Source organism: Nonomuraea sp. NPDC047897 (assembly GCF_043204415.1).
In the GTDB taxonomy this organism is placed as follows: Bacteria; Actinomycetota; Actinomycetes; order Streptosporangiales; family Streptosporangiaceae; genus Nonomuraea.
On sequence record NZ_JBIDCC010000004.1, the window covers coordinates 326,955 to 344,877 of the forward strand.

The window sequence follows — 17,923 nt, forward strand, 5'->3', positions numbered from 1 at the left end:
GTTGTCATGACCTCCGGTCAGGCCCGCCGGCCTGGTCCACCCCCGAGAAGGATGGAACGCACTTGCGCAAGCACGCGAAGACCCTCGCCGTGGCCGCGCTCCTCGGAGCCGGCACGATTCTCGTCCACCCCGCCCCCGCCGTGGCCGCCGGCTACACCCCGGAAGGCGCCTGTGCCAAGGAGTCCGGGCGCGGCGGCTGGACCCACGTGTCCGACAACCGGCGGACGCTGAAGAACGGCGGCTCCACGTACGGCCACGTCTACCTGATGTGGAACGGCGGCCTGCAGAAGAACTGCGTCGTGGTCATCAAGACCGCCTACGCCGGCACCCCCACCTACACCCAGGCGATCCTCCACGTCCAGGGTGGCGGCGCCTACCGCGACCCCGGCACGCTGACCGCGAAGAAGTACCGCTACTACGCCGCCGCCATCGGCTACGGCAAGGGTCAGTGCGTCGACTTCGAGGGCCTCACCACCGACACGCGCGTCAACGGAGTCATCGCCCAGGCCAGGCGCGGCAAGTTCAAGAACTGCGGCTGAGCCCGCACCCCGCGGCGCCTCCCGGATGCCGGCCGTCCACGCACGCGCGCGGCCGGCCCGGGAGGGCCCGCGAGAGCCTCGCCCCTACCTGACCCGAACTTGGCCCGGTGTTGACGACGGGCCGGGGCGTGCCCCCGTGACCGCCACCGACCTGCGGCCTAGCGTCGCGATGAGGTCGCCCGTGCGGGGCGGCCACGGTCGAAGGGGCCCGTACGCATGCTCAACCGATCCCGGCTGCGCCGCTCGCTCATCCTCGCCCTCGTCGTCGCGGCCACCCTGCCGGCGGGCGCCGCCCGCGGCACGGCCCACCACCCCCGGACGGACCCGGCCGCCCAGGGCAGGCTGATCCCGCGGAACGTCACCTGGGCCGGGTGGCACGGCCGGACGCCCTACCTGCGCCACGACGGGCTGTTCGCCGGCCGCACCTCCACCGGCGCGTTCCGCGTGCCGTACCAGATCACCGCGCCGCTGGACGCCGAGCAGGGCAACGGGACGGTCCTGGTCGAGCCGCCGCACTTCGCCATCGGGCTGGGCGCCCGCGACGTCTACCTGCGGCCGCGGCTGCTCTTCGGCCGCGGCTTCGCCCACGCCGGGATCGGGTGGAGCACCGCCGACTTCGGCCCCGGCCAGAACCTGCGCATCCTCGACCCCCAGGCCCCCGGCACCTTCGTCCAGGGCGGCACGGCCGAGGGCGGCGGCCGCACCGACCCGGAGATCGTCGCCGAGTTCGGTCGCGCGCTGTCCCGCGACCCGATCGCCCGCAAGGTCCTCGGCGAGACCGGCCGGACGTACGTCACTGGCTTCTCCGACTCCTCCGTCCCCGTGCTGGACCTCGTCACGACGGGCCGGGCCCGGGGCGTGTTCGACCTGGCGCTGCCGTTCACCACCGAGGGGGCGGACCCGCAGCCCGCGCTGCTGGACGGGCGCTTCGACGGCCGGCTCGTCATCGTCAACTCCGAGGCCGAGGACTCGGCCACCCTCCTCGACCGCGGCGTCGCCCCGGGCCGCTACCGCTTCTACGCCGTCGCCGGCAGCCCGCACGTGCCCGACCACCTGGAGATCCCGTCGTTCGCGACGCGCACCACCCCGGCGAGCTGGGAGCCCGCTCTGCGCGCCCACTTCCTGCAGGCCGACCGCTGGGTGCGGCACGGCGACTCGCCCCCGGCCTCCTACCACCTGAAGGCGGCCGGCGGCGTGATCGCCCGCGACGCGAACGGCAACGCGCTCGCCGTGCACGCCCACGGCCGACCCGCGCCCCGCCCGCCGTACGTCGAGCTGGGCGAGGCCCGCTACGTCACCGGATTCGTGGGGAGCTACGACGCGGTCAGGACCATCGGGCAGCTCGGCTTCACCGGCCACGCCGGATACCTAGCGGCCTTCCGCGGCAGGCTGCTGGCCCAGCTCGCCGCCGGTCAGGTCACCCGGGAGGAGGCCGCCGCGATGCGCGCCCGCGCGGCCCTGTGCCCGCCGCTGACGTACACGCAGACCTACCGCGACCACTACGACGACTTCGTGGCGATGCGCCCCTGCTCCTCCTCGAAGCAAGGTTGATCGACGAACCACTGCGTCGAAAACTCGTTCACCGCTCCGTTTCAGCGGATCCAGGTCGCTCCCATGCGCTCTACCTGGCAGTATCAGGAAGGGAGGGAGACGCATGAACTTTGATCGGATCATCCTGGACCCCGACAAGCTCGAAGGGAAGCCCACCATCCGTGGTCTGCGCATCACGGTGGAGACGGTGGTACGGCTTGTGGCCGGCGGCTGGACCTTCGACGAGATTGTCGTGGACTACCCGGACTTGGAGCGGGAGGACATCAAACAGGCGCTTGAGTACGCAGCGGCGTCAACGAATGTCCACTTCTACCGTCTCCGAGAGCCGGCGTGAACTTCCTGGTCGATGAGAACCTCTCGCCTCGCGTCGCTGAGCTGCTGACCAAGGCCGGCAACGACGCCGTCCATGTACGCGATCTCCAGGCGACGAGCGCGTCCGACAGCACGATCATGCAACTCGCTGTTGCGGATGTGCGAGAGCTGGTAGAGCTTCGTCCGCCCGACCTGGTCACCATCATCTTGGCCAATCTCGAAGTTCTCGAACAGCACCTTCGGACGGGCGCGATCGCGGCGTTCGCTCCCGCGGGCATCCGCGTCCGGGCTCTCCCCTTGCGCTGACAGCGCGGGTCCGCTTCCCGGGAATGAGTGGCGATGCGGCGCTGCTCCTCCGTTCGATCTCCCCGCCCCCCGGCGGCGCGCGGGCGAGGACGAGAAGGGCATGACCACGGTCATGGTGACCGTGGGGGGATCACACCGGCGCCTGTCCGCTCTAGGGTCGGAGTCATGGTGCGTTCGGGCCGGCCGCGCGTGGAGTGGCTTCGCGACGAGGACCGGCCGTTCCTCTTCACCGTCGTCTTCTGGGTCGTGATGGCCGTCCTGGTCACCGGCCCGCTGGCCATGCGCCTGGCCGGCGTCCCGGTCGCCGGGGTGCCGGCCGACGGCGTCCCGCCGTACGTGGTCGCGGCGTTCGGCGTCAACCTCGTCCTCGTCGCGCTGCTGTGGTTCGCCCTGCCCTGGGACCGGTCCCGCCCGCACCGCTGGGTGGGGCCGCTGTTCCTGGTGGCCACGATCCTGCTGGGCGTCACCGGATCACGGTCCACGCACCTGCCGCTGACCCTCATCGCGGTGGCCAACCTGGCCTTCCTGTTCGGCATGCGGGCCGCGACGATCATCCTGTGCTGCCTCGCGACCGGCATGTGGGCGGGCGTCCCGCTGCTGTTCGGCGGGACGGTGCTCGACGGACTCGCCCAGACCGGGTGGACGGCGGTGTTCGCCGCCTTCGTGCTCGGCATGGCCTCGTCCACGCTGGAGGCGCGCCGCCGGCGCGAGGAGGCGCAGGGACTGCTGGAACGGATCAGGGAGCTGGCCGTCGCCGAGGAACGGGCCAGGATGGCCGCCGAGATGCACGACTCCGTCGGCCACCACCTCACCCTGATCAAGATGAACCTGGAGAACGCCGAGCGGTTCCGCGAGCGGCGTCCCGAGGCCGTCTGGGACGAGGTGCGCCAGGCAAAGGAGCTGACCGTCGAGGCGCTCGCCGACGCCCGCCGCTGGGTGCGCGCGCTGCGCCCCCTCGCCCTCGACGGCCGTGTCGGCAGCGCGGCCCTCGAACGGCTGGCCGCCTCCTTCGACGGCACCGGCATCGCGGTCACCTTCCAGGTGGAGGGCGACGAACGCCGGCTCGCCCCCGACACCGAACTGGTCCTGTACCGCGTGCTGCAGGAAGGGCTCACCAACGCGCTCAGGCACGCCGAGGCCGAGCGGGTGCACGGCCGGCTCGTCTTCGGCCGGACGAGTGTCGTCCTCGTGGTGAGCGACGACGGCAGGGGCCGCGACGAGCGGTCCGGCGGCGGTTTCGGCCTCGGCGCGCTGGCGGAGCGGGCCAGGGCGCTCGGCGGCAGCGTGGCCGGCGGCAACCGGGCGGGCGGCGGGTTCGAACTGCGGGCCGAGCTGCCGCTCGCGCGGGCCGGCGCGTGAGCGCGGGTGGCGGCGTGAGCGCGCGCGGCGGCATGGGCGCGGGCGGCGGCATGGGCGCGGGCGGCGGCATGGGCGCGGGCCGGGGAGAGCGCACGGGCGCGGTCCGGGGAGAGCGCACGGGCGCGGTCCGGGTGGTCCTCGTGGACGACCAGGCGCTGATGCGGCAGGGGCTGCGCAAGCTGCTGGAGCTGGAAGACGGCATCGAGGTGGCCGGCGAGGCGGCCGGCGGACACGAGGCGCTGCGCGTGGTGGCCGCGGCGCGTCCCGACGTGGTGCTGGTCGACATGCGGATGCCCGGGATGGACGGCGTGGAGCTGATCACCCGGCTGGCCGCCGAGCAGCCGCAGGTCGCCGCCATCGTGCTGAGCACGTTCGACGAGGACGACTACATCTTCGGCGCCCTGCGCGGCGGCGCCACCGGCTACCTGCTGAAGGACTGCGCGCCCGAGGACCTCGTCTCGGCCATCCACCGGGTGGCGCGGGGGGAGACCGTGCTGGGCAGCCCGGTGGCCGCCCGCCTGGTGGCCGAGCTGCGGCACGTCAGGCCGCCGGCCACCGGCGCCTTCCGCGGCCAGGAGCTGCTGTCGGCACGCGAGATCGAGGTGGCCAGGATGGTCGCCGCCGGCGCCGCCAACAGGGAGATCGCCGCCCGGCTGTTCATCACCGAGGGCACGGTCAAGAACCATGTCTCCAGCGTGCTGCGCAAGCTCGGCCTGCGCGACCGCATCCAGCTCGCCCTGCACGTCAAACCATAGCCCTCACCTGGGCGAACACCGGGCATAGGAGGGCCTCGGCCGGGAAAGGGCTCCCCCGAGGAGGCTGTCATGGTGACTTCACGGAGCGTCTTCCGCCGTAAACCGGTCGAGCGGATCGCCGCCGAACACGAGGGAGAGCTCTCCCGCACGCTGGGCCTGTGGCAGCTCACCGCCATCGGCGTCGGCGGCATCATCGGGGCGGGCATCTTCGCCCTCGCCGGGGCGGTCGCCAACGAGACGGCTGGCCCGGCGGTGCTCATCTCGTTCCTCATCGCCGGCGTGGCCAGCGCCGCCGCGGCGTTCTCCTACGCCGAGTTCGCCGGGCTCATCCCGAAGGCCGGCTCCGCCTACACCTACGGCTACGCCGTGCTGGGCGAGATCGTGGGCTGGTTCATCGGCTGGGACCTGCTGCTGGAGTACACCGCCATCGTCGCCGTCGTCGCCATCGGCATCTCGGGCTACTTCGGCTTCCTCGTCCAGCAGCTCGGCATCGAGTTGCCCGCCTGGATGCTCGGCGCGCCCGGCACCGGCGAGGGCCGCGTCGTGGACCTGTTCGCGGTGATCCTCTGCCTGCTCATCGCGTACCTGCTGAACCTCGGCATCAAGAGCGCGGCCAGGTTCGAGACGTTCGTGGTCGCCATCAAGGTCGCCGTGGTGCTGCTGGTGATCGTCGTCGGCTTCTTCTACATCAACACCGCCAACTACTCGCCGTTCTTCCCGTTCGGCGTCGGCGGGGCCATCACCGGCGCGGCCACCGTGTTCTTCGCCGTCTTCGGCTACGACGCGATGAGCACCGCGGCGGAGGAGTCGAAGGACGCCCAGCGGCACATGCCCAGGGCGATCATCTACTCGCTGGTCATCTCCATGATCCTGTACGTGCTCGCCACGCTGGTGCTCACCGGCATGCAGAACTACCGCGAGATCGACCCCGAGAGCGGCTTCTCCTCGGCGTTCGCCTCCGTGGGGCTGTCCGGGCTGGCGACCGTGATCGCGGTCGGGGCCATCGTCGGCATCCTGACCGTGATGTTCACGTTCATGCTGGGGGTGACCCGCGTGTGGTTCTCGATGAGCCGCGACGGGCTGCTGCCGCACTGGTTCGCCAAGCTGCACCCCGTACGGCGGGTGCCCACCCGCGTCACCTGGATCGTCGGCGTCGGCTCGGCCGTGATCGCGGGCTTCCTGCCCATCAGGGAGGCGGCGGAGCTGACCAACATCGGCATCCTGCTGGCCTTCGTGGTGGTCTGCGTGGCCGTGATCGTGCTCCGCTACCGGCACCCCGAGCTGCCCCGGACGTTCCGGACCCCGGGGATGCCGGTGGTGCCGGCCATCGGCGTGGTCTTCTCCATCTGGCTGATCACGTTCCTGGCCCCGGAGACCTGGCTGCGGTTCGCCGTCTGGTTCCTGCTCGGGCTGGTCATCTACTTCGCCTACAGCCGCCGCCACTCCGAGCTGGAGCCCTCCTCCGGGCCGCGGGCGTAGGCCCGGCGCGCAGCAGGGGTTTGCCGAGTTGGGGGAAGTCGCCCCGGAAACGCCGCCGGAGCGGTTAGTGTCACTCCGGACACAAGGAGTGACGATGAGCATGCTTGCGCGGGCCGTGGAGCTGAAGGCCGAGCTGATCCACTTCGCCACCTCGGGCAGGTTCGGCCGCGAGCTCGGCGCCGTGCTCGACCGGTTCCACGCCGACGGGCCGCCCGACGACGAGGCCGCCGCCTTCCTGCCGATCGACTTCTTCGCCCACCAGCACGAGCTGGCGGGCGGCGGCACGGTCATCGACCGGTTCCTCGCGGAGGTGGCCGGCCTCGACCGGGCCGACGTCGAGCTGCTGACGAGCTGGAAGACCGTGGTCGAGGGCGTCTACGAGGTGCGGGCCGTCGACGGGGCCGCCGCGCTGCTGTTCAACCTCGTGGACGAGCTGGTCTACCGGGCCTTCTCCAACCTCGGCGAGGACGCCTTCGGCGGGCTGGCCACCGGCGTGTACGCGGTCGGCCGGCTGATCCCGCTCGGCGGCGACTGGCTGTTCAGCGGCACCCCGGCGGTGCACGACGCCGCCGCCGGCGACATGATGACCGGCGTCGCGGCGCACCTGGCCCTCGCCAACCCCGCCTGGGTGCTGCGCAACCCCGTGCTGCTCGCCCAGGCCCGCCAGACGCAGCGCGAGCAGCGGCGGTGCTTCGTCGAGTACTTCGGCGCCGACCTCGTCGTGCTGCCCGGCGCGGACGTCGCCGCCATGATGCGCGGCTATCTCGGCCACCAGGCGGCGCGGCTGGGCGGCCCGCCGCCCGCCGAGCCGGACCTGCCCGAGCGCCTCGCCGACGCCGAGACCGTCGCGCTGATCTTCGACGAGCAGCGGGGGCTCGGCTACTACGCCGACTTCGGCCGGCTGGAGCGGATCTTCGCCGACCCGCGCCTGGTCGTCAGGCGCGAGCACCGCGACCTGTTGACGGCCTACCTGCGCGGCGACGCCGTCTCGCCCGTACCGATCGAACGGCTCGCCGCGCGCGACCCGGGCCGGACGGACGAGGTCTTCGCGCGGCTGCTGAAGCGCGCCGGGTTCCAGTGGGAACGCAGCGGCGAACTGCTGCTGCGCACCCACAAGCCCGGCCACTACGCCGGGCCGCCGCTGCCCACGGTCACTCCGGTGACGGCCGCCATCGCCCGGCACCTGGGCCTGCCTGCCGCGTAGCGCTCGTGATCCGCTCGCGGAACGGCCGGCGGCGCAGCGCCTCCACGGTCGCGGCCAGCACGTCGGTGAGCGGCATGGGCAGCTCCGCCTCCAGCGCGGCGACCGCACGGGCCGTGGCCTCCCACTCCGTCTCGATGGCGGGCAGCGCCGCGCGGGCCCGCTCACTGAGATGGACGATGCGGTGGCGGGCGTCGGCGCCCCGCTCCAGCGTGACGAACCCGGACCGCCGCATCTGGTGCACAGTCTGGCTCGCCGCCGAGTGGGTGACGCCGATGGCGCCGGCCAGGTCGCGGATGGCCATCGGGCCACGGCCGGACAGGGCACGCACGACCGGCGAGAAACGCGGCCGGTAGTCGGGCAGGCCGAGGTCGGTGTACAGGTCGGCGATGGCGGCGTCCATGAGCTCGTGGACGTGACGCAGCAGCGTGCCGAGGGACGCCGAGCCCGGGCCCGGCCCGTCGGGGATCAGGAGACCGGCTCCGGGAGCGGGACACACTGGTGTGACCGGTCGGCCGGCGCGTCGAGGACCGGCCGCGGCTCGATCGACTCCACGGCGATGGGCAGGCGCGTGCGGACCGTTTCGGAGCTCACGCGTCGAGCTTACCGGGCGCGCCGTAAGCCGACTGAGGACGACGGAGCGAGTCGATGGTGTCGAGTGGATGCCGCCTCGGGCGGCCCCCGCGCCGTCAGCGTTCGTCGTCGTCGTCGAGAAGGAAGTCGAGGACGCGCGTCACGGCGTCGCCCAGCGGGCGCAGCACCTCGGTGACCGCGTGCGTGAGCGGGGCGAGGATCTCGCCCACCTCGCCCAGCAGGTCGGGCTGTTTGTTCTCCGGAGGCGCCCACCGCATGGCGTCGGCGCTCAACGTCTCCCATTCGTCGACGGCACCGTCGATGGCGTCGAGCACGTGATCAGGGTCGCGCGACATGGCCGTTCTCCAAAGCGCGGGAGTCGGACACCCCCACGGTACCTCCGCCGGCGTCCCCGGCCACGCGGCGGCCCGCCCGCGCCGGCGTGCCCGGCCACGCGGTGGTTCCCCGACGTCGGAGTGCCCGGCCACGCGGCGGCCCGCCGACGTCGGCGGGCCGCCGCCGCATCAGCGGGTCACCGGGAGCACAGGGCGGCGTCGAAGGCGTCGAGCAGGTGCCGGAGCTGCCTGTCCGTCCCCGCGACGCTCGTGACGTAGACGGTGGCCGTGCGCCCCGCGCGGTCACGGCCGCTGATCACGGACGTGCCCGGCAGGTCGCCGCCGTGGAAGAAGGCGTGGCCGCAGCTCGTCCTCGTCCTGGCCACGCCGTGGCCGTAGGTCGTGCCCGCGGGCCAGCCGGGCTGTTCGACGGGGACGGTCCTGCCCGTCATCGCGCCCAGCGGCGCACTGCGCCAGAACCGGTCGAGGTCCTGCGGGGTGGACACCAAGCCGCCGCTGGCGCCGAACTCGTAGGTGGGCAACTGGTCGGTCAGGTCCACCACGCCGCCCTGCGGCCGGCCGGGGTGCACGCCGTAGGCGTGCGCGTGGGGGCCGCGGAGGCCGTGGTCGGCCCTGGCCGGCCAGTACGTGTCGTGCATGCCGTACGGCTTGAGGACGAGGTCCCTGCTGGCCTGCCGGAAGTCCTTACCCGTGACCGCGCTCACGACCATTCCGGCGAGCAGGTAGTTGGTGCTGGAGTAGGCGAACGTGCCCCGCTGCGTCGGTTTGAGCGAGAGCGCCATCCGCAGGTAGTCGGGGAGCGGCTTCGTCCAATCGACGGCATGGACGAACTCCGGCAGGCCGCTGGTGTGCCGGAGGAGCATCCTGACGGTGATGTCCCTGCCGTCGATGGCGGCGCCGTCGCCGGTGCCCCGCACCACGCCGGGCAGGTAGCGCTCGACGGGGGCGTCCAGGTCGATCTCACCCCGTTCGGCGAGACGCAGCACGGTGGCCGCCATGATCGGCTTGGTCATGCTCGCGATCCTGAGCCGCCCCCGCGGACCGATCATGGGCCTGCCGGTCCCGCGCTCGGCGGTCCCCGACTTCACGGTCACGGTCCTGCCGTCGGAGGCGCGTACGTGGCTCAGCGCGCCCGGCATGCCGTCCCGCGTCGTGAGGACATCGAGGCGCGACTTGACCGAGGGCGCCGAGGCGTCGGCGAAGGCGGGGACGGCCGGAGCGAGGATCAGGCTGCCGGCGACGAGGGCGGGGAGGAGTTTCGACATGCCCATGAATCTGCCGTGCGCCGTCCTCCAGGACAGTCACGCGTGCGGGCCTCCCGGAGGGGGGTTGTCCCTACCGCGGGCCCGCACGTCCGGGCCCGCGGCGGCACCTCCGGGCCCGCCGCGCCGCGGTTTCACAGCGAGCGGAGGAAGTCGCGGATCAGGGCGGAGCTCTGCGCCAGCTCGGTCGTCAGGGGGAAGTGGCCGGCGTCCAGGAGGTGGATGCGCGCGTCCTTGAGATCGCGGGCGAAGGCGCGCGCCCCGTCGGGACCGAAGATCTCGTCGTTGCGCCCCCAGGCGGCCAGCAGCGGCGGCTGGTGGGAGCGCAGGTAGTCCTGCCACTCCCGGTAGCGCGGCGGGTTGGTGCCGTAGTCCAGGAACAGGGCGAGCTGGATCTCCTGGTTGCCGGGCCGGTCGAGCAGCGCCTGGTCGAAGACCTCCAGGTCGGGGTTGACCCGCCCCGGGTCGGGCACGCCGTGGGTGTACTGCCAGTGCGTCGCCGCGCGGGTGAGGAGGGTGCGCAGGGCGTCCCCGTTCTCCTCGGACGGCTCGGCCCAGTAGGCCCGGATCGGCTCCCAGAACGGAGTCAGGCCCTCCTCGTAGGCGTTGCCGTTCTGGGTGACGATGCCGGTGATCCGCTCGGGGTGGCGCAGTGCGAGGCGGAAGCCCACGGGCGCGCCGTAGTCGTGCACGTAGACGGCGTAGCGGGTCACGCCGATCCTGTCGAGCAGCCGGTCGACCACGTCGGCGAGGTGGTCGAAGGTGTACTCCCAGTCCTGGGCGGAGGGGGCCGAGCTGTGCCCGTAGCCGGGGTAGTCGGGCGCGATCAGATGGAACTCGTCGGCCAGCTCGGCGATCAGTTCCTGGTAGACGATCGACGAGGTGGGGAAGCCGTGCAGGAGGACGAGCGTGGGCGCTGAGGGGTCGCCCGCCTCCCGGTAGAAGACGTCCAGCCCGTCGATCACCTCGGTGCGGTACCTGATGGTCATGACTAACTCCCTATCTCCGTTTTGATGGTTAAGTGATAGCATGGCTGGTGTTAACCGGTCAAATCGGCTTAAGGGGTTAGTTTGAGGATCCGGCCGCTCCTTGGCGAGCCTGTGGGGTTGGACCTGGTGGACACCGTCTGGGTGGAGGACGCGACGCTGGTCGACCAGTTCGACACGCCGGAGGGAGTCCGGGCCTGGCTGGCCGATCACGGGCTGCCGGGCGGCGATGATGCCGAGCGGGTGCGCGACCGGCTCACGCGGGCGCGGTCGGCCATGCGCGACCTGCTCGAAGGGCGTGGCTCGGCGCCGATCAACGCCGTGCTGTCCCATGGCGGCCGGCGGCCTCAGGTCGGCGACGGCGGGCCGTACGAGGTGCTGGTCCTGGGCGATCCGTCCTGGCACGCGGCCTGGACGGCGGCCGCCGACCTGGCGCGCGTGCTCGGCGAGCGCCCCGATCGGGTGCGGCGCTGCGGCAATCCACGCTGCGTGCTGTGGTTCCTCGACGCCAGCAAGAACGGCAGTCGCCGCTGGTGCCGGATGGATGTGTGCGGCAACCGCGCCAAGGTCGGCCGCTTCAATCAGCGCCAGCGCAACTCGCGAACCGCTCCCGGACGGTGATCAGAAGCGGGCCCGGGAATCGCTCGGGCACACCGCCCGTCCGGGACGCTCGTGCCGCCTGATCCGGGCGGCCGAGGGCGCGTCGTGCGAGCGCCAGCCCGGCCGCCTGGCGGCGGGTGGTCGGCTCGGCTCGTCAAGGCCGGTTGTTCTTGCCGTCCAGCCATAGCGTGTCGGATTCGTCGCGGTGGGAACCGGAGCTGCCGACGTGTCTGGCGTCGATCCTCGGCCCCTTCTTGATCACGTGCACCAGAGCCATCGCGTGCCCGCGTCCGAGGGCGTAGTCCTGCTTCAGCCAGTCGATGATCACTCCGGCCTTCACGGACGGGTCGTCGAAGCCGCGCTCCTTCGCCAGAGCGATGAACTCACGCGGTGTCAGTCCGGTCTTGTCCTCGATGTTGTCGAGGTACGCCTGGAACGACATGCGTTCCTCCCTTCTGTGGACCCTTGCGAGCGGCAAGCTTGTCTTTTGCAAGTATGGTTTGTCAACTGAATCATGAGATAGAGTCGGCATCATGGCGTCTCGGGAATACGGGCAGTTCTGCGGCCTGGCCCGCGCGATGGAGATGGTCGGCGAGCGGTGGAGCATGCTGATCATCCGCAACCTGTTCGCCGGGCCTCAGCGTTTCACGGACCTGCACAAGGGCTTGCCCGCCATCCCGACCAACATCCTGTCGGCTCGGCTCAAACACCTCGAAGAGGCAGGACTGGCGACCCGCCGCGCGCTCCCGCACCCCGAACGGGCGGTCGTCTACGAGCTCACCGACTACGGGCGCGATCTCGAACCGGCGTTGATCGCGCTGGGTCGCTGGGGCGCTCGGTCGCTGACCGAACCCCGCCCCGGCGAGGTCGTCACCGCCGAGGCGGTCGCCATGTCCTTCCGCACCTCCTATCGGCCCGAAGCGGCTCCGGGCGGCACCGTCGGCTACGAGGTCCGCATGGGTGACTTCACGCTTCGCCTCCAGATCACCGACGGGGAACTGACGACGGGCGTCGGCCCGCACCCCGCCCCCGACCTCGTCATCGAACGGCTCGCCGGTCACCCGATCCGCGACCTGATGAGCGGCGGCAGGACCGCGGACGAGGTGCTCGCCGACGGCAGCGTGCGCGTGGAAGGCGATCGCGCGCTTTTCGACCGGTTCGCCGAGATGTTCCGCTTCTGACCAACAGCAGGTCGCGACACCAGGCTGCGCCCGTCCGTCCTTCATCCAGCGAGTCGGCCGGAAAAGCCGAGAAGGACGGCGTCGATGATCTCCCGAGCTCCGGTGCGGTGAACGCTTCCGGTCGGGGCGCTAGGCGGGGATCGAGACGCCCACGCCGCCGCGGGTCCGGCCGCCGAACCGCTGCTTGTCGGCGGCGAGGTCGAGCGGGCGGATGCTGGTGCGGCCGGCGAGCACCTGCTCGTCGATCAGCGCGGCCGGCACCAGCCACGACACCTCGAACTCCAGGCCGTCCGGGTCGCGCGCGTAGAGCGCCTTGGTGGTGGAGTGGTCGGACGCGCCGACCAGCGAGCCCATCTCCCGCAGCCTGGCGGCGACGCGCTCCAGCTCGTCGAGCGTGTCGACCTCCCAGGCGAGGTGGTACAGGCCCACCGAGGTACGTCCGGCGGGCGACGGGCCCGCTCCGGCGCCGATCTCGAACAGGCCCAGGTCGTGGTCGTTGGACGAGCCCGCGGCCTGCAAGAAGGCGGCGCCCGGCAGGCTCATGACGACCTCGAAGCCGAGTGCCTCCCGGTAGAAGGCGACGCTGCGCTCCACGTCGCGGACGTAGAGGACGGCGTGGTTGAGGCGCTGGACCGGCATGGCGACTTCCCCTCTCAGGACGCACCACCAAGTATATGAAAGTTCAAATAAACTGGCCCCTCGATCGGGCCACGGGCGGGGGCTGGGGGAGGGAGTTACAGGTCAGACGGGGGGTCACGGTCCGTGGCCCCCCTCGTGGCCCCCTCGACTCAAGATCGAAAAGCCGCTCGCGCGCATCCCACGCGCAGCCGTGCGGAGGAGAGCACTACAGATGTTGTGCTTTCTGTGTTGGCGGCACTACCCGATGTACGGATCTGTCCCATGCAGGCCGTGCTCTATCCGAAGGCGAATCGCGGGATGGATGTTGTAGCCGCTGAGCTTCTCCGGTTCCACCCACCGGACCTCTTGCGCCTCGGTGGGCTCCGGCTGGATCTCGCCGCCGACGATGCGCCCTCGCAGGCACAGGTTGATTGGCTGCCGTACCTCGTCCACCTTCTTGCCGTGCATGTACACGATGACGTGGTCAGGGCTGGAGAACACGCCGACGAGCCCGGTTACCTCGATGTCGAGGCCCGTCTCTTCCCGGCATTCCCGCACGCCGGCCTCGGCGACTGTTTCGCCCTTTCTCACGCCGCCCGTGGGGATGGTCCACAGGTCGTTGTCCGTACGGCGAAGCATCAGCACCCGGCCTCGCTCGTCCTGGACGAACACGCTCGCCGACGCTTTGCGGCTGGTCGGCTTCGGAGCCTCCGGGTCGCGCCAGTAGTCGATACGTCTCGTCTTCTTCGTCACACTGCTGCTCCCCGCTCCCACGGTCGGGCTGACGCCCATACCCGCTCGTACGACTCCAGGTAGGTGTTGAACCATGCCCCATCCACGCGGCGAATGTGGATGGTGGGCGTGAACGCCGCGAGGATCCCGTACACGTGGACATTGACGAGCATCTCGTCGTCGAACCTGTAGATGCTGTTGTACAGCGGTGTGTAATGTAGCCGGATCTGGGCGGCCGGAGGCATGCGCTGTCCGTAGTAGGCGAGCACTGCGGCGACCCGGCCGGCGACGCCTCCGCCGATCTGGTGCTCCGTGTCGCGTGATGCGAGCTGCTGGCCCTTCGGGTCACCGATCAGAAGCCGGACCCGCACGCCGGCTTCCGCCTTGGCCGCCAGCGTCGGAATCCAGTCCGGGTGCTCTTCGGCCAGAAAGAGGCCGGCGAACGCGAGCAGGTCGACGTTGCGCTCGGCGTTGCGCAGAATCTCAGTCCACAGGTGACGCGGTACGTCGTTGCGCCGCGGGTAGCTGGCTATCAGCTCGGCGCCCACGAGCGATGCCCGGTCGACGGAGTCGGGCCATAGGTACGACTCGTCCTCTTCCAGGATGGCCGCCACCCGGAAGCGGGTCTTGGGGTATGGCACGGACGTACCGTGTAACCAGCGCTCAACGGACTTCACGCTGACTTCGGCGGCATCCGCTAACTGCTGGGGGTCCAACCCGCACGGAGCATCGTCCGGCGCAGGCGTTCGTTCACCATGGCGGCATCCTGTCCTAGGACATCATCTGGCAACTAGTTGACTCGAAGATGTCGGCAGATGTCTAGGGGTGTCGGAGCGATGTCCATCTACCTGGGTGGATGCTGCGTGCATGAGCAGCGTCGGCACCAACCTAATGGCGGGACTGCGCGCCGCCTACCCTGACTGGACTGTCTGGAGTAGTAGCACTGGTTGTTGCTACGCGACCCGCCGCCGTCGTCTGACGAACGCCGAGATTGCCGCCGGGTTGGCGAAGACCGTCGACGCCGACGACGCCACCGAGCTGCCGCGCGGCTCCGTACGCAAGAGGGAATCGCGGAGAACCTACAGGTGCCGCAGTGACAACGCCGCAGCACCTCCCCATCGGGACGGAAGCGTGCCGCGCGGTGCAGCAGCTCGCCGTCCTGCGCACCACCTATCCGGGGTGGGAGATCCACCGCATCCTCGACAGCCCGGAGCGGGCCACGTGGACCGCCACGCTCCGGCGTGAGGTCACACCCATCATGCGCTCTGACGGCGTCGAGCAGCATGTCGAGCGGCCGGACGTGCCGTCTCTGGCGTCCGCGCTCGCGCACCAGGTTGCGCTGCTGCACAACCACCGGGCCCTCAAGCGGCCCGCTTCCTGAGCGAAATCTGCGGAGCCGTGCGGAACACGCTGGACGGCCAGCGGGAAACTGTCGGCGGCACGGCGTACGGTTCTGCGGGTAGTCGGAGCGAGGTCTGATAAGTCGGGGGGCCGGGATGCGTGACACGGACGAGGCGCTCTTCAGGGCGGTCCACGGGATCGCGGGGCAGTTGGCAGGCCAGCCGGTGCCCGTGGTGATGGACGCGCTGTGGCGCCGGCTGCCCAAGGCGCCGGGCCTCGACGCGGTGGAGATCCGTCGCATCGCCGAGGAGATCAGCGTGGGGCGCGATCCGTCGGGCTTGTGATCCGGCCGCCCGCTCGTGCAGCATTCGGAGCATGGGTAGCGTTAACACTCACCGTCCCGTCCACGGCGGTCTGCCGGGCGCGGCCGCATGACACTCGTCGCGGGCGTCGACTCCTCGACGCAGAGCTGCAAGGTCGTCATCCGTGAGGCGTCCACCGGGCGGCTCGTACGGCAGGGCAGGGCCGCCCACCCCGGCGGCACCGAGGTCCACCCCTCCCACTGGTGGGCCGCGCTGCTGCGCGCCGTCGAGGAGGCCGGCGGCCTCGACGACGTCGCCGCCATCAGCGTGGCCGGCCAGCAGCACGGGATGGTCTGCCTCGACGAGTCGGGCCATGTGGTGCGTGACGCGCTGCTCTGGAACGACACGCGCTCGGCCGGCGCGGCCGCTGACCTGGTGGCCGAGCTGGGCGGGCCCGGCGCCTGGGCCGAGGCGGTGGGCAGCGTGCCCGTCGCGTCGTTCACCGTCACCAAGCTGCGCTGGCTGGCCGAGCACGAGCCCGGCAACGCCCGCCGCACGGCCGCCGTCTGCCTGCCGCACGACTGGCTCACCTGGCGGCTGGCGGGCGCGCTGACGTCGCCCTTCGCGTCCTGGGCCGACGCGCCGCCGCCACCGCTCGACCTGCTCACCACCGACCGGGGCGACGCCTCGGGCACCGGCTACTGGTCCCCGGCCACCGGCGCCTACCGCACCGATCTGCTGAAGTCCGCCTTCGGCGCGGTGCCGCTGCTGCCCCGCGTCCTCGGCCCGGTCGCCGACGCGGCGACCCCCGCCGGGAGTGACGCCCCGATGCGGATCGCCCCCGGCACCGGCGACAACATGGCCGCCGCGCTGGGAGTGCGGGCCCGGCCCGGGGACGTCGTGGTGTCCATCGGCACCTCCGGCACCGTCTTCGCGGTCTCCGACGCGCCGAGCGCCGACCCGAGCGGGGCCGTGGCCGGGTTCGCCGACGCCACCGGCCGCTTCCTGCCGCTGGTGTGCACCCTCAACGCCGCCCGGATCATGGACGCGGCGGCGCGCCTGACCGGCGTCGACCTCGACCGCCTCGGCGAGCTGGCGCTCCAGGCGCCGCCGGGTGCCGACGGCCTCACGCTCGTCCCCTACCTGGAAGGCGAGCGCACCCCCAACCGCCCCACCGCCACGGGCTCCGTCCACGGCCTCACCCTGGCCACCGCCACCCCCGCCCACCTCGCCCGCGCCTCGATCGAGGGCATGCTCTGCGGCCTCGCCGACGCCCTCGACGCGCTCGGCATGACGCCCGAACGGGTGCTGCTGATCGGCGGAGGGGCCCGCTCGGAGGCGGTCCGCCGGATCGCCCCCACCGTCTTCGCCCGTCCCGTCCTCGTGCCGCCTCCGGGCGAGTACGTGGCCGACGGCGCCGCCTACCAGGCCGCCTGGCTCCTCGACGGCGACGTCCACTGGTCCGTCCAGGAGCCGGTCGTCCACGAGGCCGACCCCGTGCCCGCCATCCGCGCCCGCTACGCCGTCACCCGCCCCCACATCCTCGACCGGACCCCCTGACCTCAGCCCGCGCCCCCACATCCTCGACCGGACCCCTTGTCCCCGGCCCGCGCCGCCACATCCCCGACCGGACCCTCTGACTCCGGTCACCCCCCGTCCGAAGCCGCCGAGCGTCCGACCCCTAGGGGGTGAGTCAGGGGTGGGGTGGGGGTTGGGCCCGATGGTGGCGAAGGGGGGTGAGGCGGGAGGGTTAGGGCATGAGCGGATTGATGGCGCGGATGTCGCCGGGCATGTGGGCGTGGATCGCGTGTGCCGCGATCGGTTTCTCGGTCGTGGCCGTGGTGATCGGGCAGGTGGGCCCGGACCCGTACCTGGATCCGCTGAACGTGACCGTGAGCGAGTACGCCGTGGCCGACCGCGGGGGCGTCACGGAGGTCGCGATGGCCGTGATGGGGCTGGGGTCGCTGGCGTTGCTGGCGGGGCTGCGCGCGGCGGGGGCGCCGGTGCGGGGGCTGCCCGAGCGGTTGCTGATGGTCTGGTCGGGGGCGCTGGTCGTGGCGGCCGTGCTCCCGACCTCGCCGCTCGGCACGGACCTGGACCTGACGGCGCAGGTGCACCGGTACGTGTCGGTGGCGGCGTTCGTGAGCCTGCCGGTGGCGGCGGCGATGCTGGTGCCGCGCCTGGCGGCGCACGCGGACTGGAAGCCGGTCGCGCGGGTGGTGGAGTGGCTGGCGCTGGCCGGGGGGTTCGGTGTGCTGGCGATGACGTACGTGGCGCTGCCGGGGGACCGGATGCTGATCGGGCTGGTGGAGCGGCTGCTGCTGGGTGCCGAGGTGGCGGTGCTGGGGGTGCTGGCCTGCTGGCTGGCGCGGCTGGCGTGGACCCGCACGCGCGCCACGAAAGCCGTCAATTTCCCGACATATCACAGATTTATCGCTAGTTGATCTTAAACGGGCCCGTTTCGGTGCTA

Annotated in this window: 23 protein-coding genes; 14 read left to right on the top strand and 9 right to left on the bottom strand. The window is 71.7% G+C overall.

Annotation, left to right across the window (positions count from 1 at the left end):
- The first annotated feature begins 62 nt into the window (after positions 1 to 62).
- From ACGF0J_RS11535 to ACGF0J_RS11570, 8 genes are all read left to right on the top strand, one after another.
- Entirely contained in the window at positions 63 to 539 is a 477-nt protein-coding gene (locus tag ACGF0J_RS11535) for a hypothetical protein (protein WP_393144547.1), read from the top strand.
- 216 nt (positions 540 to 755) lie between these two features.
- Positions 756 to 2,090 (top strand): alpha/beta hydrolase domain-containing protein, encoded by a 1,335-nt coding sequence (locus ACGF0J_RS11540; protein WP_393144549.1) that lies wholly within the window; start codon positions 756 to 758, stop codon positions 2,088 to 2,090.
- 103 nt (positions 2,091 to 2,193) lie between these two features.
- On the top strand, positions 2,194 to 2,424 hold the full coding sequence (locus tag ACGF0J_RS11545) for a DUF433 domain-containing protein (RefSeq protein ID WP_393144551.1): 231 nt from the start codon (positions 2,194 to 2,196) through the stop codon (positions 2,422 to 2,424).
- Positions 2,421 to 2,708: a DUF5615 family PIN-like protein gene (locus tag ACGF0J_RS11550; protein WP_393144553.1), complete on the top strand. Its 288-nt coding sequence runs from the start codon at positions 2,421 to 2,423 to the stop codon at positions 2,706 to 2,708. Before ACGF0J_RS11545 ends, ACGF0J_RS11550 begins: the two co-directional genes overlap by 4 nt.
- 165 nt (positions 2,709 to 2,873) lie before the next feature.
- Positions 2,874 to 4,067, top strand: a complete 1,194-nt coding sequence (locus tag ACGF0J_RS11555) for a sensor histidine kinase (RefSeq protein ID WP_393144555.1) — start codon at positions 2,874 to 2,876, stop codon at positions 4,065 to 4,067.
- 68 nt (positions 4,068 to 4,135) lie between these two features.
- A complete protein-coding gene (locus tag ACGF0J_RS11560) occupies positions 4,136 to 4,822 on the top strand; it encodes a response regulator (protein ID WP_393144977.1) in 687 nt (228 codons plus the stop codon).
- A gap of 69 nt (positions 4,823 to 4,891) precedes the next feature.
- Entirely contained in the window at positions 4,892 to 6,301 is a 1,410-nt protein-coding gene (locus ACGF0J_RS11565; RefSeq protein WP_393144557.1) for an amino acid permease, read from the top strand.
- A 94-nt stretch (positions 6,302 to 6,395) separates the two neighbouring features.
- Positions 6,396 to 7,505, top strand: coding sequence for a hypothetical protein (locus ACGF0J_RS11570; RefSeq protein WP_393144559.1), 1,110 nt, complete (start codon positions 6,396 to 6,398; stop codon positions 7,503 to 7,505).
- On the opposite strand, the gene ACGF0J_RS11575 is transcribed toward ACGF0J_RS11570, so the two are convergent.
- The 5 genes from ACGF0J_RS11575 to ACGF0J_RS11595 form a co-directional block, all read right to left on the bottom strand.
- Positions 7,453 to 8,001, bottom strand: a complete 549-nt coding sequence (locus ACGF0J_RS11575; RefSeq protein ID WP_393144561.1) for a MarR family winged helix-turn-helix transcriptional regulator — start codon at positions 7,999 to 8,001, stop codon at positions 7,453 to 7,455. The two genes, ACGF0J_RS11570 and ACGF0J_RS11575, sit on opposite strands and share 53 nt — an antisense overlap.
- Complete coding sequence (locus tag ACGF0J_RS11580) at positions 7,971 to 8,096, bottom strand: hypothetical protein (protein WP_393144563.1); 126 nt, start codon at positions 8,094 to 8,096, stop codon at positions 7,971 to 7,973. The genes ACGF0J_RS11575 and ACGF0J_RS11580 overlap by 31 nt, the downstream gene beginning before the upstream one ends.
- A 95-nt stretch (positions 8,097 to 8,191) precedes the next feature.
- Positions 8,192 to 8,431: a hypothetical protein gene (locus tag ACGF0J_RS11585; RefSeq protein WP_393144565.1), complete on the bottom strand. Its 240-nt coding sequence runs from the start codon at positions 8,429 to 8,431 to the stop codon at positions 8,192 to 8,194.
- 176 nt (positions 8,432 to 8,607) lie between these two features.
- On the bottom strand, positions 8,608 to 9,696 hold the full coding sequence (locus tag ACGF0J_RS11590) for a serine hydrolase domain-containing protein (protein ID WP_393144567.1): 1,089 nt from the start codon (positions 9,694 to 9,696) through the stop codon (positions 8,608 to 8,610).
- A gap of 131 nt (positions 9,697 to 9,827) precedes the next feature.
- The gene (locus ACGF0J_RS11595; protein WP_393144569.1) at positions 9,828 to 10,682 is read right to left on the bottom strand and encodes an alpha/beta fold hydrolase; all 855 of its coding nucleotides are present in this window, start codon (positions 10,680 to 10,682) and stop codon (positions 9,828 to 9,830) included.
- A gap of 117 nt (positions 10,683 to 10,799) precedes the next feature.
- Between ACGF0J_RS11595 and ACGF0J_RS11600 the strand changes: the two genes are divergently transcribed.
- Positions 10,800 to 11,300: a CGNR zinc finger domain-containing protein gene (locus ACGF0J_RS11600; RefSeq protein ID WP_393144571.1), complete on the top strand. Its 501-nt coding sequence runs from the start codon at positions 10,800 to 10,802 to the stop codon at positions 11,298 to 11,300.
- Between the two features lie 133 nt (positions 11,301 to 11,433).
- On the opposite strand, the gene ACGF0J_RS11605 is transcribed toward ACGF0J_RS11600, so the two are convergent.
- Complete coding sequence (locus ACGF0J_RS11605; RefSeq protein ID WP_393144573.1) at positions 11,434 to 11,721, bottom strand: DUF4287 domain-containing protein; 288 nt, start codon at positions 11,719 to 11,721, stop codon at positions 11,434 to 11,436.
- A 91-nt stretch (positions 11,722 to 11,812) separates the two neighbouring features.
- Here ACGF0J_RS11605 and ACGF0J_RS11610 point away from each other — a divergent pair, with 91 nt between their 5' ends.
- On the top strand, positions 11,813 to 12,460 hold the full coding sequence (locus tag ACGF0J_RS11610) for a winged helix-turn-helix transcriptional regulator (protein ID WP_393144575.1): 648 nt from the start codon (positions 11,813 to 11,815) through the stop codon (positions 12,458 to 12,460).
- A gap of 129 nt (positions 12,461 to 12,589) precedes the next feature.
- Here ACGF0J_RS11610 and ACGF0J_RS11615 read toward each other — a convergent pair whose 3' ends face one another.
- From ACGF0J_RS11615 to ACGF0J_RS11625, 3 genes are all read right to left on the bottom strand, one after another.
- Positions 12,590 to 13,099, bottom strand: a complete 510-nt coding sequence (locus ACGF0J_RS11615) for a VOC family protein (protein WP_393144577.1) — start codon at positions 13,097 to 13,099, stop codon at positions 12,590 to 12,592.
- Between the two features lie 237 nt (positions 13,100 to 13,336).
- Positions 13,337 to 13,831 (bottom strand): NUDIX domain-containing protein, encoded by a 495-nt coding sequence (locus tag ACGF0J_RS11620; protein WP_393144579.1) that lies wholly within the window; start codon positions 13,829 to 13,831, stop codon positions 13,337 to 13,339.
- A complete protein-coding gene (locus ACGF0J_RS11625; protein WP_393144581.1) occupies positions 13,828 to 14,451 on the bottom strand; it encodes an XRE family transcriptional regulator in 624 nt (207 codons plus the stop codon). Before ACGF0J_RS11625 ends, ACGF0J_RS11620 begins: the two co-directional genes overlap by 4 nt.
- Positions 14,452 to 14,903: 452 nt before the next feature.
- On the opposite strand from ACGF0J_RS11625, the gene ACGF0J_RS11630 reads away from it, so the two are divergent.
- From ACGF0J_RS11630 to ACGF0J_RS11645, 4 genes are all read left to right on the top strand, one after another.
- Positions 14,904 to 15,191: a hypothetical protein gene (locus tag ACGF0J_RS11630; protein WP_393144583.1), complete on the top strand. Its 288-nt coding sequence runs from the start codon at positions 14,904 to 14,906 to the stop codon at positions 15,189 to 15,191.
- Between the two features lie 115 nt (positions 15,192 to 15,306).
- Positions 15,307 to 15,495: a hypothetical protein gene (locus ACGF0J_RS11635; RefSeq protein WP_393144585.1), complete on the top strand. Its 189-nt coding sequence runs from the start codon at positions 15,307 to 15,309 to the stop codon at positions 15,493 to 15,495.
- 87 nt (positions 15,496 to 15,582) lie between these two features.
- The gene (xylB, locus tag ACGF0J_RS11640) at positions 15,583 to 17,013 is read left to right on the top strand and encodes a xylulokinase (protein ID WP_393144587.1); all 1,431 of its coding nucleotides are present in this window, start codon (positions 15,583 to 15,585) and stop codon (positions 17,011 to 17,013) included.
- A 197-nt stretch (positions 17,014 to 17,210) separates the two neighbouring features.
- Positions 17,211 to 17,897 (top strand): DUF998 domain-containing protein, encoded by a 687-nt coding sequence (locus ACGF0J_RS11645; protein WP_393144589.1) that lies wholly within the window; start codon positions 17,211 to 17,213, stop codon positions 17,895 to 17,897.
- The last annotated feature ends 26 nt before the right edge of the window (positions 17,898 to 17,923 follow it).

Coding starts and splice junctions, on each gene's coding strand:
- ACGF0J_RS11540 (WP_393144549.1), top strand. CDS start 756: ATGCTCAACCGATCCCGGCTGCGCCGCTCGCTCATCCTCGCCCTCGTC.
- ACGF0J_RS11545 (WP_393144551.1), top strand. CDS start 2,194: ATGAACTTTGATCGGATCATCCTGGACCCCGACAAGCTCGAAGGGAAG.
- ACGF0J_RS11555 (WP_393144555.1), top strand. CDS start 2,874: ATGGTGCGTTCGGGCCGGCCGCGCGTGGAGTGGCTTCGCGACGAGGAC.
- ACGF0J_RS11560 (WP_393144977.1), top strand. CDS start 4,136: ATGGGCGCGGGCCGGGGAGAGCGCACGGGCGCGGTCCGGGGAGAGCGC.
- ACGF0J_RS11565 (WP_393144557.1), top strand. CDS start 4,892: ATGGTGACTTCACGGAGCGTCTTCCGCCGTAAACCGGTCGAGCGGATC.
- ACGF0J_RS11570 (WP_393144559.1), top strand. CDS start 6,396: ATGAGCATGCTTGCGCGGGCCGTGGAGCTGAAGGCCGAGCTGATCCAC.
- ACGF0J_RS11585 (WP_393144565.1), bottom strand. CDS start 8,431: ATGTCGCGCGACCCTGATCACGTGCTCGACGCCATCGACGGTGCCGTC.
- ACGF0J_RS11590 (WP_393144567.1), bottom strand. CDS start 9,696: ATGTCGAAACTCCTCCCCGCCCTCGTCGCCGGCAGCCTGATCCTCGCT.
- ACGF0J_RS11595 (WP_393144569.1), bottom strand. CDS start 10,682: ATGACCATCAGGTACCGCACCGAGGTGATCGACGGGCTGGACGTCTTC.
- ACGF0J_RS11605 (WP_393144573.1), bottom strand. CDS start 11,721: ATGTCGTTCCAGGCGTACCTCGACAACATCGAGGACAAGACCGGACTG.
- ACGF0J_RS11610 (WP_393144575.1), top strand. CDS start 11,813: ATGGCGTCTCGGGAATACGGGCAGTTCTGCGGCCTGGCCCGCGCGATG.
- ACGF0J_RS11615 (WP_393144577.1), bottom strand. CDS start 13,099: ATGCCGGTCCAGCGCCTCAACCACGCCGTCCTCTACGTCCGCGACGTG.
- ACGF0J_RS11635 (WP_393144585.1), top strand. CDS start 15,307: ATGCGTGACACGGACGAGGCGCTCTTCAGGGCGGTCCACGGGATCGCG.
- xylB (WP_393144587.1), top strand. CDS start 15,583: ATGACACTCGTCGCGGGCGTCGACTCCTCGACGCAGAGCTGCAAGGTC.
- ACGF0J_RS11645 (WP_393144589.1), top strand. CDS start 17,211: ATGAGCGGATTGATGGCGCGGATGTCGCCGGGCATGTGGGCGTGGATC.